We start from the raw sequence: 14,875 nt of genomic DNA on the forward strand, positions 1-14,875 counted from the left end.
GCCGGCTCCGAGCATCGCCTGCGCTATCGCATGATCTGGGCCGGGGATGTCGAGGGCGATGTTCCGCTGGCGCGCGTGTTGCGCACGCGCACCGGACGCGGCGGTGTCGCGGCCACGGAAGGACGCGACAACATCCGGAAGTTCCTCGTCGATTTCTCCGGCGAAACCCTGGCCGGACTCGGCGACGGGGCGGCGGTTGAAGCCCAGATCGGCATCGGCAACGGAAAAATCGCACATCAGATATTGAACAAAATGCCGGGTAGCGACGTTTGGAGACTGATCGTCGATGTGAAGCGCATTGACGACAGCCAGCCCGTCGAACTCTCGGCGGCTCTTCTCCTGGACGGTGAACGCCTGTCTGAAACCTGGACCTACCAGTGGGGACAAACGAAATGATTGTCGACACCCGTTCCGACGAACACGTTGCTCAGCCGGACCCTGTCGAGGCCCGGCATTGCTTCCTGGACGAGCTGCGCCGGCAGTTTTCTCGTCACGATCTCGACGATGCGACGCTGGAAGAGGCGGTCGCGGATGCGGCTGCGCGCCTTGGTGGGGCGCGGCAGCAGGCGCTGCTTGAGCGCGTCTTCGCCGGGCAGGCCGACCAGTCGCTGCGTCGGGCGCTGGTTGCCTCTCTGTGTCTTCCCGCGCCCAGGGCGCCGATGGCGATGCCGATGCAAACACTCGAGCGCGCGCGCGAACGGGCTTCCCTGCTCCCGCGCCTTGCCGGGCTGCGCGCCCTTGCGCGCCGCCGTCGCATCGGCGAGCGCTGAGCCGCCAAGGGGCCTGCCGCGGCGCCGGGTGACGGCTTGCCGCCCAAACGGAGTGTCGCCGGATGCCATCGGGTGTTTCCAAGTCCTCCCTGAGGGAGACCATCGCGGTCGGCATCCGCCGGGCCGGTGCGATCATCCTTACCCTGGGCCTCACGGTTGCGGCTGCCTCGATGTTCGGCTCCGTGGCGGTCGCCGACGGGTTCGACTGGGTCGATGTGGTTCGGATCTCGCTGGTGGCGTTCTGCGCACTGTGGCTCTCGTGGGGCGCCTGCATCGGCATTCTCGGGCTTATCTTCCCAAGCGAGAGCGTGTCGGTCAGCGACGGCAAGCCGAGCGGGCGGACCGCCATCGTCATTCCGGTCTACAACGAGGCGGCGGATGCGGTCTTTGCCAGGCTGGACGCCATGTATCGCGCGTTGGACGATCTCGGCGTGCTGTCGACCTTCGACTTCCATGTTCTTTCGGATTCCACCCGAGAGGAGGCTGCCGCCGCCGAGAAGGCTCTTTATCGCCGTGCCGTCACCGTGCTGGGCGCGGGCGGGCGGCTGTTCTATCGGCATCGCTCGCCCAACACCGGGCGCAAGGCCGGCAACATCGCGGACTTCATCCGCGCCAGTGGCGGTGCCTATGACTACATGCTGGTGCTGGACGCCGACAGCCTGATGAGCGCGACCACCATTGTCGAGATGGTGCGGCGCATGGAAGCTGCTCCCGATCTCGGTCTGCTCCAGACGGTGCCGCGGATCATCGGCCGCAAGACTCTCTTCGGGCGGATGATCCAGTTCTCGGCGAATTTCTACTCGCCGGTGTTTTCGCGCGGCGTTGCCGCGCTGCAGGGGCGGCAGGGGCCGTTCTGGGGTCACAATGCACTGATCCGCATGCGCGCCTTCGCATCCACCTGCGGACTTCCCGCGCTTGCCGGCAAGCCGCCCTTTGGCGGCGAGATCCTCTCCCATGACACGGTGGAGGCGGCGATGCTGGCGCGCGGCGGATGGCGCGTGCGGCTCGACGCCGATCTCGACGGCTCCTACGAGGAAGCGCCGGCCAATATCATCGAATATGCCAAGCGTGACCGCCGCTGGTGCCAGGGCAACCTGCAGCATGCCCGCATCCTGACCGCGCCAGGACTGCCGTTCTGGAGTCGCCTCAACATCGCGCAGGGCATCCTTGCCTATGTGGCCTCGCCTGTGTGGCTGTTGTTCCTGCTGGCCAGTGTTGCCGCGCCGCTGTTCGCGCCCGCGCCGGTCTATTTCATCTCCGGCTCGCTCTTCCCCCGCTTTCCTCACCCGGAGACGGAGAAGGGGCTGGCGCTGCTCTTCGGCGTTGTCGGGCTTCTCATCCTGCCGAAGGCGCTGCTTCTGCTGCGCGCCGTTCTCACACGCGGGGTCGGGCCCTACGGGGGCCGCGCGCGCGCCTCGCTCTCGGCTCTCTACGAATTGCTGCTCGCCTCGCTGCTTGCTCCGATCCACATGATGTTCCAGAGCCGGTCGGTGTTCCAGGTGCTCTCGGGCGCGGATTTCGGTTGGCCGTCGAGTGATCGCGAGGATGGCTCTCTCGGCTTTCTCATGAGTATCAAGGCCAGTTGGTGGATGGTGCTCTTCGGCAGCGCCACGCTCGGCTTCGCGTATTACTTCGCCTCCGGCCTGCTTGCCTGGCTCCTGCCGGTGACCTTGCCGCTTGTGTTCGCGCCGGTGGTGATCTGGTGGACGGCCTCGCCGACGGCGGGTGCACGGGCGCGCCGTCGCGACATCTTCCTGACCCCGCAGGAATGGAGCGAGGAGCCGGTGATCGCCGCCGCGGCCCGCGCGCTCGAAGTCTACCGCCGGCCCGTTGATGAGGGCGGCGAGGCGCGCAGCGCCGCATGATGGCCGGCGGCCTGACAGAGGGCCGGGCAGGTTTTCGTGAACAGGCCGTTGCGCGATTGATTGCGGAGATGTGCATTGCGGCGCGAATGCTTGCGCCCTAAATCGCCTGCATATCCTATCGGGACCACGCCGTTTGCTGCGGTCCCGTCCCTTCGAACCTGCGAGGCATATCCATGGCTGCAAGCCAGACAAAGCCCATCGAACTCCACTACTGGCCGACACCGAACGGCTGGAAGGTCAGCATCATGCTGGAGGAACTGGGTGTTCCCTACGATGTGCACTACGTCGACATTGGCGCCGGCGACCAGTTCAAGCCTGAGTTCCTGAAGATTGCCCCGAACAACCGCATGCCGGCGATTGTCGATCCGGAAGGACCGGGGGGCGAGGCGATCTCGATCTTCGAGTCAGGCGCGATCCTGCAGTACCTCGGCCGCAAGTTCGGCCAGTTCTACCCGAGCGACGAGCGCGCGCGCGTCAAGGTCGAGGAATGGTTGATGTGGCAGATGGGCGGTTTCGGCCCGATGCTTGGCCAGAACCATCATTTCCGCGTCTATGCGCCGGAGAAGATCGCCTACGCGATGGACCGTTACCTCAACGAGACGCATCGGCTCTATGGCGTGCTCGACAAGCAGCTGTCGCGGAATGCCTATGTTGCGGGCGCCGACTATTCCATCGCCGACATGGCGATCATCGGCTGGGCAACGGGCTGGGAGCGCCAGGGGATGGACCTTGAAAAGGACTTCCCGAACGTCGCCCGCTGGATCGACAAGCTGAAGGCGCGCCCGGCGGTCGAGCGTGGCCTGGCGGTCGGCCGCGAGGAGCGCGAGAAGCTCAACCTTGCCGGCGACAAGAATGCCCAGTCGGTGCTTTTCGGCCAGCGCGCGCGCTGAGCCTGACAATCCGGCCTGCGGGAGCGCGTATCTCGCTTCCGCAGGCTTGCAATTGGGTGGGCCTCAGCGCGTGCGCGACCAGGTTTCCCCCTTGCAGATGAGACCGCCGAGCACGCATCCCTCCAGCTTGAGCTTGTCGTCGCTGACCAGCGTCATCACGCCGCTGTAGGTCTTGCCGTCCTCGGCGTTGTAGACCTTGCCCTTCCAGCGGTTGTCTCCGGAGGGCTTCATGCCGATCACCGTCTGCGAGCCGAGAAGCGGCCGGGAGCGCCGGGCGGGATCCGGGTTTTGTGTGTCGTTGCGCGGGTCGCGCAGCCAGATCAGCTTGCCGCAGAGCGCATTGCCGCAATTCTCGATGCGGATCTTCGAACTGCCGCTTGGGCGAACCCATTCGCCTTTTGCGTCCGCTGCCTGAGCTGAAGCCGCGGCCAGCAGCAAGGGGGCCGCGGCGAGGCCGGCGAGAAGGGCTGTCCTGAATTTCACTATCCCTGCCATGTTGATACCTTTCCTCCGGAACTGCTGGCGGGAACGTCTGTCTCGCATTCCCTTTACGCAAACGTAAGCTATCCGAACGGACCCGGGCATACCAGCGGTTTCGCGCAGCTGCGTCAGGCCAGGTTGTCGGGTGTCGCAGGGGAGGGGCGGCGCGCAGGCCGGGCAAGCGCGAAATCAGCGAGTTCGCGGCAGGGTGAATGAAGCCTTTCCACACGGATTCGCCTTTGAAGGAACGGGTCTTGATTTGGCTCTCGTTTTCGCGAAACCAGGGTGAATCCCTCGTAAACTTTACCCTTTGTTTTTAAGTCGTTTTCTTCCTATTAAGCGTGATTTTTAAGGTTCCCTTGAGCGCCTCTGCCCACAATCCAAGTCATGGAGCATGGCACCGGAAGATGCATCTTGTTCCCGAAGGTCTGAAAGCCGCAACAACAGCGGTGCTGAAGATAAAGACAAGGAGCGTGACATGGCCCGACTGGATCTTGGTTCTCCCGATCTTGCCGCTATGGGCGGCCAGGCAACGAATGCGGACATCCTTCTGCAGATGGGGCTCGACTGCGCCAGCGGACGCAACGGCGCCACGGACCTGGTTTCCGCGCACAAGTGGTTCAACATCGCCTCGCTCAAGGGCAGCCCGGACGCAGCGCGCTATCGGCGCGAGATCGCGGCCGAAATGTCGGGCGGTGAGATCGCCGACGCCCAGCGTGCTGCGCGCGAGTGGCTGAGTTTGCATTGACACGGCGGCGAACGCATCCTGTGACCGGGATCTGTCTTCCGCCGATGTCGGTGACACCGACACATCAAGGTCTTGTGAACCGCAGCGCGGTCGCGCACGCACGCTGACGCGCCGCGGTTCCAAACTCGCCCGTGGCGCGGCCCGGGTCGTACGCGCTCAGATGTCGCCGAGCACCGCCTTGCGCAGGCGCGCGAAGGGCCTTTCCGCCGGCGGCACGAGATATTGCGCGCTGAGCGAGACCACCGGCGCCATGGCGATGGCGAAACAGGCTCCTTGCTTGAGCTGGTCCGAGAACCACGGCGCCTCGTATTGCGGCGTGGTCGACCAGCTTTCGCGGATTGCCGCTCCCTCCATGTTGACGATGTTGGTGAAGGACGTCGACGGATCGTCGGGCGCCTTGCGGAAGCTGATGGCGATGGACGACAGGGATACCAGTTCGTCATGGGTGAAGGGCAGGCCCGCGTTGCGCAGTTGCACGGGGGGCACTTCCTGGCGACGCATGATGCAATAGACGGTCTGGCCACCGCAGGTCGGATCGCGGTCGGTCAGCTTCAGCACATAGGGCTGGTTGCTGACGGTGATCGTGCCGCTGGCCGCTGCCTGAATGCCGAAGTCGCCCCGGTTGTCGGCGCGCGGATCTCCCTCCAGAAGAAACAGGTCGCTGGTCGAGACGCTCGGCCCCAGCCCGGAGATTGCCTTGCGCAGCGCGGCCGCGTTTTCCTGCGCCGTGACATTGTCAGGCGGGTTGGCCCCTTGTGCGTATATCTGCAGCGACTTGTCCTGCCGCCTTGCGACAATGTCGAAAAAAGTCTCGATGCACGGCGCGCTGTCGAGGTGGGCGAGCGTTAGCGACGTGCCGGCCACGGTGTCCGCAACGACGATGACGATGATGCAGGACGTTGCGCTGTCGGAATAGAGCGTGAGCGCCGTACCGGGTTCCGGCGCGCCTGTCGTCAGGTAGTTGCCCTGGTCGACAAAATGAAATCCGGTGGCGGGAGGCGCTACGGGCTTGTTGTCGTTCCTGTCGACGATCACATCGGTCATGCTGGGCTCCCGAAAGGACGAAGCGGGTTGGTAAGGGGATTGCCGTTGATCTGGTAGAGGCAGCCGGAATTTCCATCCGATGATGCGGAGAACACGGCTGTTGCCTGGGTGTGGAACTCCTGGCCGATATATTTGGTCTCGCGGCAGACCGAGAGCTCGGTCTTGCCATAGTATTGATCGGTCAGGACAGAGCCGATGCCGTCGAGCGTCGGCTCCTGCTGGAGGATGAGTTCGGCGCGCCCCAGCCGGAGATAGGTACTGTGGTTGGCCGGATAGCCGATTGCTTCCGGCTGAATCCGGAATGCGTTGGTCGAGGCGAAATGCCCGCTGTTGCGCATGATCGTGCGCACGGGTTCATGGTTGTTGGGGCCGGGCATGTATTCGATGAAGATCGAGACCGGTTGCGTGCGCGCTTCGTCCGCCCAGCCGGTGTAGAGCGAGATATCCGGTGCGGGGAAGGCGGTTCCATCACCCATGTTGCGGTAGAAATCGCTCAGGAAGGCGGCTGCGGCCGTCGCCGTCGCGTTGTCGCGCACGCTCGCCTCATAGGCTTCGAACAGAGCAGCGGTCTGGTCGTCGGTGACATAGTAGTTGGCGGAGGTCGTGTAGGCGTCTGCCGCCACGAAGGCGACGCCGGAACTGTTTGCCGCCGCCCAGAGCTTTCCAGCCCCCGCACCGCGGGTCATGGCGACATATGTGTCCACGCCCTTTCTGCCCGGCCTTACCTGGGGCTCGTTGAAGGCGGTGACGGGAATGAGGTCGCATTGCTTGAAGGTGTGGAGCGTTCCACCCTGAAAAACCACGCCGATGGTGCACATGCGTCCCCCGTCCTGTTTTCCTAACGGACGGTCGCGGGCATCCCGCTTCGCCGGGACCCGCACAGGCTCTACTGGCGTCACACGCGACCTGTGTTACGCAACGTCAAACAACCTTTGGTGTCAAGGTGAATATATGCAACTTAAATGCGGAGTGGCTTGCGTGGCGGGCGCGTCAGCCCTCGGGCATCTCCGGTTTCACGTCTTGTTCGTCGGTGGCGGAGGGGAAGGCCGGTGCGGCTCCCTCCGCAAAGCCGCAAAGCTCGGCGTCTGCGGCCTTGCGGATCTCGTCGAGCCGACCGACGTAGTCGGCAAGCTCGGGTGCTTGCTCCATGCGCCGGACAAGATCGGCGAGGCGATCGCGAATTTCCAGGCAGGCCGCGTGGCGGCGATCGGTCTCCATCTGCAACACTCCCGCTCCGGGGAACAGCCACGCTCCGTCGGCCTGACTTGCGGCCGCATGCGTGGCAGCGCCGGCCGTCTCTCCGGTGATTGTTTCGCATTCTCTCGTCTGCAGGCGAAGCCGCCGTGGCCAGGCGGCTCCTGCAGGAGGCGAGGGACTACGAAGGGTTTTGCCGCTCCGGTTTCGCAATTTATTCGAGTTGCGGGGCGCGCTGCAATCCCTGTTCGAACGGCGGCCGCCGCTTTCCTGCGCCGCACCCGTGTGGATCGCGGGCGGGGAGTTGGTGTCCTGCGATCACGGCGGAGCGAGAAAACCAATTTTCCTTGCAGATAAGCCCGGTCTGTATCGATTAAAAGTCAAGTGTAATGGTTTCTATACTTGAAATTGCATTGATGCGGTCATGGCGAATTTCGCTGGTTCTGACATGGGAGATCCTGAAAGTGAAACCCGTTTCAATTGCAATGCTGACCCTGGTCGGCCTTTCCGTGGCCGGATGTGTATCCGCGGTGCAGAACAAGGAGAACATGCTTTCGGCCGCAGGGTTCAACGTCCGTCTGGCGGATACGCCGCAAAAGATCGCGTCTTTGAAGACGCTTCCGCCTCACAAGTTCATTATCCAGAACAAGGGCGGGCAGCCGATCTACGTCTATGCCGACCCGACGGTCTGCGGTTGCCTCTATTACGGCACCCAGGACAACTATCAGGACTACCGGCAGATGATGTTCGACCAGAATCTCGCAAATGAGCAGCAGATGACGGCGATGATGAACCAGCAGATGGCTTTCGACTTCGGTCCCTGGGGACCGGGCCCCTGGGCAGGAGGCTTCTGGGGGGCGCCGATGTGATGAAAAACGCGCGGGCGATGTGTCGCCCGCGCGTCACGTCAGATCGAAGAGGCGTCTCACGGGCCTGTCGACAACGGCGTTTGCACAGCCGTGTAGGAACCGGTGACGTGCCTGTTTTCCCGATTTCTCCCGCATTTCCAACCTGTCGGCACGTTGTTCGGTTGATAGCTGCTCAAAACTGTAAGATCCACTCTTGCCAAAGCGATGCAAATCCGTGAAAAGGGCGGCACGGAGAGGTGGCCGAGTGGTCGAAGGCGCTCCCCTGCTAAGGGAGTATACCGGAGACGGTATCGAGGGTTCGAATCCCTTCCTCTCCGCCATTTCTATTTCCTCGTCATTCAAAGCAGCTAACACCTTGAACGGGCTAGTGGTTTTCGCGGTTCGAAAACCATGATTCCGCGCATACGGCAATGGGGCTGCAAAGACCAGTTTCAGAAGCGTCTTGCGGTGCTCTGGATTGGGTGAAGCCCAAAGATTCCAAGGGTTTGCGAAGAACGCCAGAGCGGTTCGAAATTTCTGATCGAAGTCCTGCTTGGTATCGGGCTTTTTCGTCAGGCTTTCTGTGATCAGCGCCTTTTCCGCTTCCAGCTTTTCCAGTTTGGCTTCATAGGCTTTGATCGCTGACGGGCTGGTGGTCTCAATCAGCCTGTCTGTCAGTTTGCTGATCGTCGTGCCGATGCCACCGAGCGCGCGCTTTTGCTCCTGCCACGTGTCCTTGAAGCGCTGCATGCGGTTGTTCCATTGATCGCGGAACATGAAGGCCGTGGCGGCGAACACTTCCCTTGAGGGCTGCATTTGCCGGATCAGGGTTTCAAACTCCCCCTCCAGCACATCCCTGCGGATGGATTTGCGGCGCTCGTCGCATTCCTTGTTGAAGCACTCATAGTATGCGTAGCGCTTGTTGCGCCCCTTGGCCCAGTACGCGGTCAGGGGATGGCCGCAGCAATCGCAGGTGACAAAGCCCCTCAGCGGAAAGTCTTCAGCGGCATCGGCTCGGGCGGGTGCGTGCGCGTTTTCATTGAGCCGTGCCTGAATCCGCTGGAAGTCCTCCCATGAGATGAGGGCTTCATGTTTGCCCTTCATCAGCGGCACGCCCCAAGGCTTGTACTCATAGTAGCCCGCATAGATTTTGTTGGTGAGCAGGTTCTTGATCCGCTGCGGATGGATTTCCCCGTTCGCATCGAGGGCGAAGATCGAATGCGGCTCAAGGAAGCGTTTAACCTCGGCCTGCGTCTGGAAGCGGCCTGTGGCAAAGCCTTTCAGGGCTTCTTCTATCAGGCTGGCGTTCGGCTCGTCACGGACAAGGAATTTGCCGCTGTGGCCCTTCACGCGGTCATAGCGGTAGCCCGTCGGAGCCCAGAACGCGAAATAGCCATTCATCAGACGGGCTTTCATGCGGTGGCGCACCTGCTCGCCGTTCTTCTGGCGGTGATGCTGCGCCATACTGGCAACGATATTCTCGAATAGCGTACTGTCCGCATCGTCACCGAACTCGATGGACGGGCTTTCCAGCTTTGCCCCGACCGATCCAAGGGCATTGCGCAGCTTGCGGTGCACTTCCGTGTCACGGGCAAGACGGGACACATCATCGATCAGAACGACAGGCTCTTGCGCGCGGTGCTTGCGCAGCCATGTCATCATTTCCTTGAGGCCTGGACGATCTGCCAGACTGCCGGACACGCCTTCGTCCTGAAAAACTTCGGCGACCTCGTAGTCCTTGTAGGCGGCAAAGTCGCGGCAACGGTGCTCCTGGGAGGCCAGGCCATCGCCCTTCTTCACCTGTGATTTGCTGGATACGCGGGTGTAGATAACGGCTATGGACATGAGACCTCCTCTTCTTTTTCTGTTTCCTTCGATACTAAGGCAAGCGCCTCTTCGATGGCATCAAAAGCCTGTTTCGTGATCGCCAATTGCAGGGGGTAAGTCGGAGAGGTGAAGCACTGATCCACCAGTGCTTCGGTCATGCCCCACAGATCGCGTAGGAATTCGTCTTCCTGCGCTTTGTCGAGGTTCAGGGGGGCGATGTGAGCGCGGTAGCGCTCAAGGTCAAAAGTCATAAGTAAGCCTTTCCCGTGCGGCCCTGCCGTGCCGCTACGGGAAACAGAGCGCCGCACGTCATGCGGTTGAAAGTGATTGAATAGAAAAACGCGCGCCCTCTTCCGCGTGGGCTCAACAGAGGCCAAACACGGGCGAAAATCCGGACGCACTTGTAGGTAATAATTCCTATTAATAGCAAATATGGAAGGAATTTTCAATATAAAATAATGACTTAACATAATAGAACCCTCTCATCCGCAACGGTAGACATAGGGTTGCCCGGCAATCACTGTCTCGGTGTAGTCCATCGCCAGATCGTGGGCGATGGCCTCATAATCGAGATAGAACCGCAGGCGCTCCGGGATATCCCCGAACAAACCTTCATCGACAAACTGTTCGGCCAGCTCCCTCATGCTGTCTACGCCGTACAGATCGACGTCATAGCCATCGGGCGCATCGGTTCGCGGATCGAAGCTGTATCCGCACTCTTCGACCGCGATGACAAAGCGGACTTTCTGGTCTTCATCCCATGTTTCGGTGGCTTCGAAAAAGGCTGCAATGCTGCCCTGGCTCAGCCCCCACGCCCTGGCGAGCGAACAATCCAGATCGTCGCCGTCTATGAACTGGATTTCGAACTCCTCGACCGGCTCGCCGTAGCGGTTCACGGCCTTCGCCGCGCGCGCCTCATATTGCTCTGCGCTGTCGAAATAGAAACCGGTTGCGGATACGTCGTAGGGCTGGGCAAATAGCTGGGTCATCTCCTCTTTCCTTCCTCAATGAAAACTGGGTTGCACATGCAACCCTGCTTCCGGCGAGGATGGGATACGGGAGAGATGTGCAGGCGCGGCGGGCCGGGCTGCGGGATAAGCGGGTCACATTGACCTGCGCAGCACGCGGCCCTGACCGTCCCGGTAGGCTGCATATTGAGGGGTAAGGGCAAAGCCCTTCGACCCGATTCCTAATGCATCAGGGATCGATGCCATTTTTAAAGAAGCGACAATGTTCCTACGAAAATTGAAAACTGGTCAAACGTACTGACCTAATAAATACTTGCAATAGTGACCACGAGATCTGTTATGATTTCTGCAAAGGAATCAACGATGAAGCATCCCCTTTCACCATCGGCGCTTATGAGGGCTAGACGCCCATATTTGTACTCTGACAGTAAGCGGCGCGACGCCTATCGGCTCAGCGAGTCAGAGTTCAACCATCATCTCGACACGATCACAGACCGAAATCAGCATAAGGATTTTGAGAACTTTTGCCGTAAACTTGCTGAACGCGAGCTTTGCCCCAACCTTCGCCCGCAAACAGGACCAGAAGGCGGCGGCGATGGAAAAGTCGATACCGAGACCTATCCGGTTGATGAGCAAGTTTCCGAGCGCTGGTATGTAGCTGACGCCAAGAGCGGCGCTGAAAAGTGGGGATTTGCATTTAGCGCCAAGAAAGCGTGGTCAGACAAAGTCCGCTCTGATGTCAAGGGCATCGCGGAAACCAAGCGGCACTACGACCGCATTATTTTCATTACAAGTCGTCCCGCCCGCCAACGTGACCGATTACGCATCGAAGAAGAATTGCAGAACGAATATAGCGTTAGAGTTACGATCCTGGATCGGGAATGGATTATAGACCGCGTATTCTCACATGGTCACAAAGATCTTGCATTCGAGCAGTTGAAGGCGGGAGAACATGAGCCGGACAAGCTCAAACTAGGCCCGAATGATTTTAAGCGACAAGAAGCATTAGAGGAGCTGGAAGAGCGTCTTAAGAAGCTCGGCACAAGCGCCCCGGATAGAACGCAGGCGGTCTCAGATACATTTGAAGCGGCACGACTTTCTAGAGAACTTGAGAAGCCACGTTTCGAAACAGATGGCCGATTTCAGCGTGCAACACACTACGCCGAAAAATATGGAACAAACTACCAGATTTTGCGGGCAGTCTACGAACATGCCTGGACCGCGTTCTGGTGGTTCGATGATATTGACGCAATGCTAGAGCGTTATGAGGAAATCGAAGCAATAGCATTCGCGACCGACCATTCCTCGCACATAAGTAAGGTCTGCAATATCCATCAGCTTATTGTGGGGCGTGTTGTTCAGGGGCTAAATTCAGCGGACGAATTATCGCTGTCGAACAGATCGGGCCGCCTGAAAGATAAACTCAAGGAACTGGCTCAGGACAAATCCCGACCGAATAATGCCCTCTACGCAGAGACATTACTCATTTTCCACGACATGACTGAAAAGTTACTTGAAGAAGATGTCAACGACTTTGATGACATTTGGGGCGCTCTCTCTGGGGTCATAGATAGAGCTAAAGGACTGGGCGAGTTCCCTGCCGATCTGCTGGAAACAACGCTCGACGTATTATCGGAGAACATGCCCGATAGCGCCGCATTCGATGAATTGGTCGAGAAGCTTGCCGAGTTTATGGCCGAACGGAACAAAGAAGTCACCGCTGGAAACATCTATCTTACGCAAGGCGAGCGAAAGCTGGATGCTGAAAAGCCCGTGGACGCCATAAAGTGGCTTGGCCGTGCAGTGGTTAACTTTTCGAAAGACGAGTGCCGTGAAGAGCAGTCGAAGGCGCTGTATTGCCTTTCGGTGGGCTATCGTGGAGCAGGCCTCTTATGGGCAGCACGTGCTACGGCGTTAGCATCCCTCATACAGAATCTGGCTTTGTCTGAGTTAGAAAGCGAACTCCGCGTTGAAACTATCCCTACGCTGAATTTGTTCGCAACTTTGTCCTTGCAGCTTGGGCATGTGAGCGATTTTTTAAGCGCGCTTCAATTCGTTCGAGCGATTGGCAATATCGCTCCACTGGATAGCGATAGCCAGCAGCGATTGAAAGACAAACTCATTGAATTTGACGGACTGCTTTCTTGTTTGATTGTTCTCCTGCCGAGCGAGGAGATTGCCCGAATAGAGGAGCTACCGGACATTCTCGAAAATCTGATGTTGATGACAGCGCGTCTCACTCTGCTTTATCGGCTCGGGCATATTGATGTGTTGCGGAACGATGGCTCTCTTCCGGAAGGCACGCCGGACCAAGAAATCCACGATATGATGAAAATGATGGCTGCTCAGCCAGCGAGCAAGAGTCTTCCCAAAAGGCTTGTTTTGCTTGATGAGTCGTTTACTTCCATTCACACGAGAATTCTCGGCGTTGATATTGAAATAAAAACGGAAAATACCCTCGAAGGATTCTTGCAAGCTGAAACTCATGCCTCCGCGCTGGAAGGTTTTGCGGCAACATTGTTGAATACAGGTGCCTTTCCACACACTGAGAAGTTTACGATACGCATCGAGCAAAGCGACAGCTTGCAGGGCGCATCGGTCTCTGTTGACGACGACAGCAATGTGATGTCGATTTTGTTGCCCACCGAATGGACCCAAACCGGCGTAGAAAAATCCGCGAAATACAATCATCACCTTATCGCGTCTTGTATTCACGCCTTGATGAACATCGCCATGCTGCCGGACGCATTGCAAACGGTTCAAAATTTGGTCGAAACGGAACTGGCTTTCGAACGCGCCACACTATTTTGTCATGCTGGAGCCTCCAGAAACAGAGCTTTGGGAGCGCATGTGGGTCGGCTTTCGGATTGGCGCCATTGGATTGTACAGAAATATTCGCTGAGCAACACCGCACCGCACAAACCCGTTACCACGGAACTCCATCCCAATACCGAAAAGGGCTCTCCAGATGATTTTTTCGCTGATCTGAGGAGCCACGACGACCTTGTCGTTCGGTCCGTCATCAATACGAAATTATGGGACGGAGCTGGCTGGCAGGGAATGCTGTACGGCGTATCCGCGCCAGGGCAGCCACCATTTCTTGGCCTCATGTTTGGGAATAAATCCAAAGCAGAGGCCATCTTCAAAGAATGGCATGATCGTTTTGAACGGCATGATCGCGAGGACGAAATCAGAATTTCTGTCCTTAAAGGTATCGATCGGGAAAACCCTTATCATTACCGCGGACACATCACCCAAGATTGGAACACATTGCCCAAAGACAGTGGAAAACAGTTTGTAAATGTATCGCGCATGACGACGATGACGGCGGACAACCACCGTAATCTGGATATGTTTGTCGGGCACAGGAACACGTGTGGCTGCTATTTTCTTGTTCCCGCCATCATCGGAGCTTCCGGCTCGCCCGAACTTCGTATGGATCTAGCTATATTGAAGCATAATTTTCATGTGAGGGATGCTTGGCAAGTCGGAGCGCACGATATTGACGCGGTGGCGGTGAGGCCGGGCGACGATGTTATCGTGCCGAATGACGAAGCTGACCCACCTGTGAAATCGTTGCATAAATAGCGGAGCACTGCTGCTCGAAAGAGGCGATTGGACAGCCACTCAAACTGCCTTTACGTACAAAGCGGACGCGGAGCGAAGAGCCATAAAGAGACGCAACAGGCCGAGGAGCGGACTAGCGGGCCCCATGGCTGATGATGCAACGGCTAATTGGCACGAGAGTGGGTTTCAAGCGGTGCATGAAAGCTCCCTTTGACGGAGATGAAACGCACGGTCGTCTCGATGACGCTTGAAAGGCTCGATGCCTGGAATGCGTCAATGGCCGGGAGGGATGCAACGGGAGGCGCGCAGCGGGCCTCCCTTGCCAAGATGTGCCGTCTGACGGCACACATCTTGCATTCCCGTGGCTTTGCCACACACCTCGCCTACCGCGTGAACAACCGGAGAACGCACATCTCGCATACCGGCCTTTAGGTGATGCCCTCATAAACTGGGTAGCCAAATCACGCTTGGTTTGATTCAAGCTCCGCAAGGAGTTTGCAATAGCCCGTTTTGATATGAGCGATGCGGAATGGTCGGTGATCCAGCCGCTTCTTCCCACGAAGGTGCGTGGCGTTGCCCGTGTCGATGACCGTCGGGTTGGCCTGCCCCTATCGGGTGGTCCGGTTTCAGTCTTAGTGCATGATGGGTCTCGGCGCCAAGGTAGATGCCTGGGG

Annotated in this window: 13 protein-coding genes, 1 tRNA gene and 2 pseudogenes; 9 read left to right on the forward strand and 7 right to left on the reverse strand. The window is 59.0% G+C overall.

Translation table 11 applies throughout. The annotated features are described in order from the left end of the window. From ACN0X0_RS21725 to ACN0X0_RS21740, 4 genes are all read left to right on the forward strand, one after another. Positions 1–396: glucan biosynthesis protein (locus ACN0X0_RS21725; protein ID WP_417280943.1), on the forward strand; the 396-nt coding region annotated here is incomplete at its 5' end. After that, positions 393–770, forward strand: coding sequence for a hypothetical protein (locus ACN0X0_RS21730; protein ID WP_417280944.1), 378 nt, complete (start codon positions 393–395; stop codon positions 768–770). The genes ACN0X0_RS21725 and ACN0X0_RS21730, both read left to right, overlap by 4 nt. 62 nt (positions 771–832) lie before the next feature. Further along, on the forward strand, positions 833–2,635 hold the full coding sequence (gene mdoH / locus ACN0X0_RS21735; RefSeq protein WP_417280945.1) for a glucans biosynthesis glucosyltransferase MdoH: 1,803 nt from the start codon (positions 833–835) through the stop codon (positions 2,633–2,635). Between the two features lie 173 nt (positions 2,636–2,808). Next, a complete protein-coding gene (locus ACN0X0_RS21740) occupies positions 2,809–3,525 on the forward strand; it encodes a glutathione S-transferase N-terminal domain-containing protein (protein ID WP_417280946.1) in 717 nt (238 codons plus the stop codon). Positions 3,526–3,588: 63 nt separating this feature from the next. On the opposite strand, the gene ACN0X0_RS21745 is transcribed toward ACN0X0_RS21740, so the two are convergent. After that, a complete protein-coding gene (locus ACN0X0_RS21745) occupies positions 3,589–4,020 on the reverse strand; it encodes a DUF2147 domain-containing protein (RefSeq protein WP_417280947.1) in 432 nt (143 codons plus the stop codon). 463 nt (positions 4,021–4,483) lie between these two features. Here ACN0X0_RS21745 and ACN0X0_RS21750 point away from each other — a divergent pair, with 463 nt between their 5' ends. After that, complete coding sequence (locus tag ACN0X0_RS21750; protein ID WP_417280948.1) at positions 4,484–4,753, forward strand: hypothetical protein; 270 nt, start codon at positions 4,484–4,486, stop codon at positions 4,751–4,753. A 156-nt stretch (positions 4,754–4,909) separates the two neighbouring features. Here ACN0X0_RS21750 and ACN0X0_RS21755 read toward each other — a convergent pair whose 3' ends face one another. The 3 genes from ACN0X0_RS21755 to ACN0X0_RS21765 form a co-directional block, all read right to left on the reverse strand. Beyond that, complete coding sequence (locus tag ACN0X0_RS21755; protein WP_417280949.1) at positions 4,910–5,797, reverse strand: hypothetical protein; 888 nt, start codon at positions 5,795–5,797, stop codon at positions 4,910–4,912. Continuing rightward, complete coding sequence (locus ACN0X0_RS21760; RefSeq protein ID WP_417280950.1) at positions 5,794–6,615, reverse strand: hypothetical protein; 822 nt, start codon at positions 6,613–6,615, stop codon at positions 5,794–5,796. Before ACN0X0_RS21760 ends, ACN0X0_RS21755 begins: the two co-directional genes overlap by 4 nt. A gap of 172 nt (positions 6,616–6,787) precedes the next feature. Beyond that, positions 6,788–7,015, reverse strand: a complete 228-nt coding sequence (locus ACN0X0_RS21765) for a hypothetical protein (RefSeq protein ID WP_417280951.1) — start codon at positions 7,013–7,015, stop codon at positions 6,788–6,790. A 365-nt stretch (positions 7,016–7,380) separates the two neighbouring features. Here ACN0X0_RS21765 and ACN0X0_RS21770 point away from each other — a divergent pair, with 365 nt between their 5' ends. Continuing rightward, a complete protein-coding gene (locus ACN0X0_RS21770) occupies positions 7,381–7,860 on the forward strand; it encodes a hypothetical protein (protein ID WP_417280952.1) in 480 nt (159 codons plus the stop codon). 230 nt (positions 7,861–8,090) lie between these two features. Further along, positions 8,091–8,180, forward strand: a tRNA-Ser gene (locus ACN0X0_RS21775). Between the two features lie 493 nt (positions 8,181–8,673). On the opposite strand, the pseudogene ACN0X0_RS21780 reads toward ACN0X0_RS21775, so the two are convergent. The 3 genes and pseudogenes from ACN0X0_RS21780 to ACN0X0_RS21790 all read right to left on the reverse strand — a co-directional run. Beyond that, positions 8,674–9,684: pseudogene (locus ACN0X0_RS21780) on the reverse strand (recombinase family protein); the annotation flags it as partial. Next, positions 9,675–9,917, reverse strand: a complete 243-nt coding sequence (locus ACN0X0_RS21785; protein WP_417280953.1) for a hypothetical protein — start codon at positions 9,915–9,917, stop codon at positions 9,675–9,677. The pseudogene ACN0X0_RS21780 and the gene ACN0X0_RS21785, both read right to left, overlap by 10 nt. A gap of 231 nt (positions 9,918–10,148) precedes the next feature. Continuing rightward, positions 10,149–10,655, reverse strand: a complete 507-nt coding sequence (locus tag ACN0X0_RS21790) for an antirestriction protein ArdA (protein ID WP_417280954.1) — start codon at positions 10,653–10,655, stop codon at positions 10,149–10,151. A 342-nt stretch (positions 10,656–10,997) separates the two neighbouring features. Here ACN0X0_RS21790 and ACN0X0_RS21795 point away from each other — a divergent pair, with 342 nt between their 5' ends. Further along, a complete protein-coding gene (locus tag ACN0X0_RS21795) occupies positions 10,998–14,222 on the forward strand; it encodes a hypothetical protein (RefSeq protein ID WP_417280955.1) in 3,225 nt (1,074 codons plus the stop codon). A 494-nt stretch (positions 14,223–14,716) separates the two neighbouring features. Beyond that, positions 14,717–14,800 (forward strand): annotated as a pseudogene (locus tag ACN0X0_RS21800) (IS5/IS1182 family transposase); the annotation flags it as partial. Positions 14,801–14,875 lie beyond the last annotated feature (75 nt).

Source organism: Celeribacter sp. (assembly GCF_048270365.1).
In the GTDB taxonomy this organism is placed as follows: domain Bacteria; phylum Pseudomonadota; class Alphaproteobacteria; order Rhodobacterales; family Rhodobacteraceae; genus Celeribacter.

What these genes read in the sequence shown, in the direction of transcription:
- ACN0X0_RS21730 (WP_417280944.1), top strand. Translation starts at nt 393, where the DNA reads ATGATTGTCGACACCCGTTCCGACGAACACGTTGCTCAGCCGGACCCT.
- mdoH (WP_417280945.1), top strand. Translation starts at nt 833, where the DNA reads ATGCCATCGGGTGTTTCCAAGTCCTCCCTGAGGGAGACCATCGCGGTC.
- ACN0X0_RS21740 (WP_417280946.1), top strand. Translation starts at nt 2,809, where the DNA reads ATGGCTGCAAGCCAGACAAAGCCCATCGAACTCCACTACTGGCCGACA.
- ACN0X0_RS21745 (WP_417280947.1), bottom strand. Translation starts at nt 4,020, where the DNA reads ATGGCAGGGATAGTGAAATTCAGGACAGCCCTTCTCGCCGGCCTCGCC.
- ACN0X0_RS21750 (WP_417280948.1), top strand. Translation starts at nt 4,484, where the DNA reads ATGGCCCGACTGGATCTTGGTTCTCCCGATCTTGCCGCTATGGGCGGC.
- ACN0X0_RS21755 (WP_417280949.1), bottom strand. Translation starts at nt 5,797, where the DNA reads ATGACCGATGTGATCGTCGACAGGAACGACAACAAGCCCGTAGCGCCT.
- ACN0X0_RS21760 (WP_417280950.1), bottom strand. Translation starts at nt 6,615, where the DNA reads ATGTGCACCATCGGCGTGGTTTTTCAGGGTGGAACGCTCCACACCTTC.
- ACN0X0_RS21765 (WP_417280951.1), bottom strand. Translation starts at nt 7,015, where the DNA reads ATGGAGACCGATCGCCGCCACGCGGCCTGCCTGGAAATTCGCGATCGC.
- ACN0X0_RS21770 (WP_417280952.1), top strand. Translation starts at nt 7,381, where the DNA reads ATGGTTTCTATACTTGAAATTGCATTGATGCGGTCATGGCGAATTTCG.
- ACN0X0_RS21785 (WP_417280953.1), bottom strand. Translation starts at nt 9,917, where the DNA reads ATGACTTTTGACCTTGAGCGCTACCGCGCTCACATCGCCCCCCTGAAC.
- ACN0X0_RS21790 (WP_417280954.1), bottom strand. Translation starts at nt 10,655, where the DNA reads ATGACCCAGCTATTTGCCCAGCCCTACGACGTATCCGCAACCGGTTTC.
- ACN0X0_RS21795 (WP_417280955.1), top strand. Translation starts at nt 10,998, where the DNA reads ATGAAGCATCCCCTTTCACCATCGGCGCTTATGAGGGCTAGACGCCCA.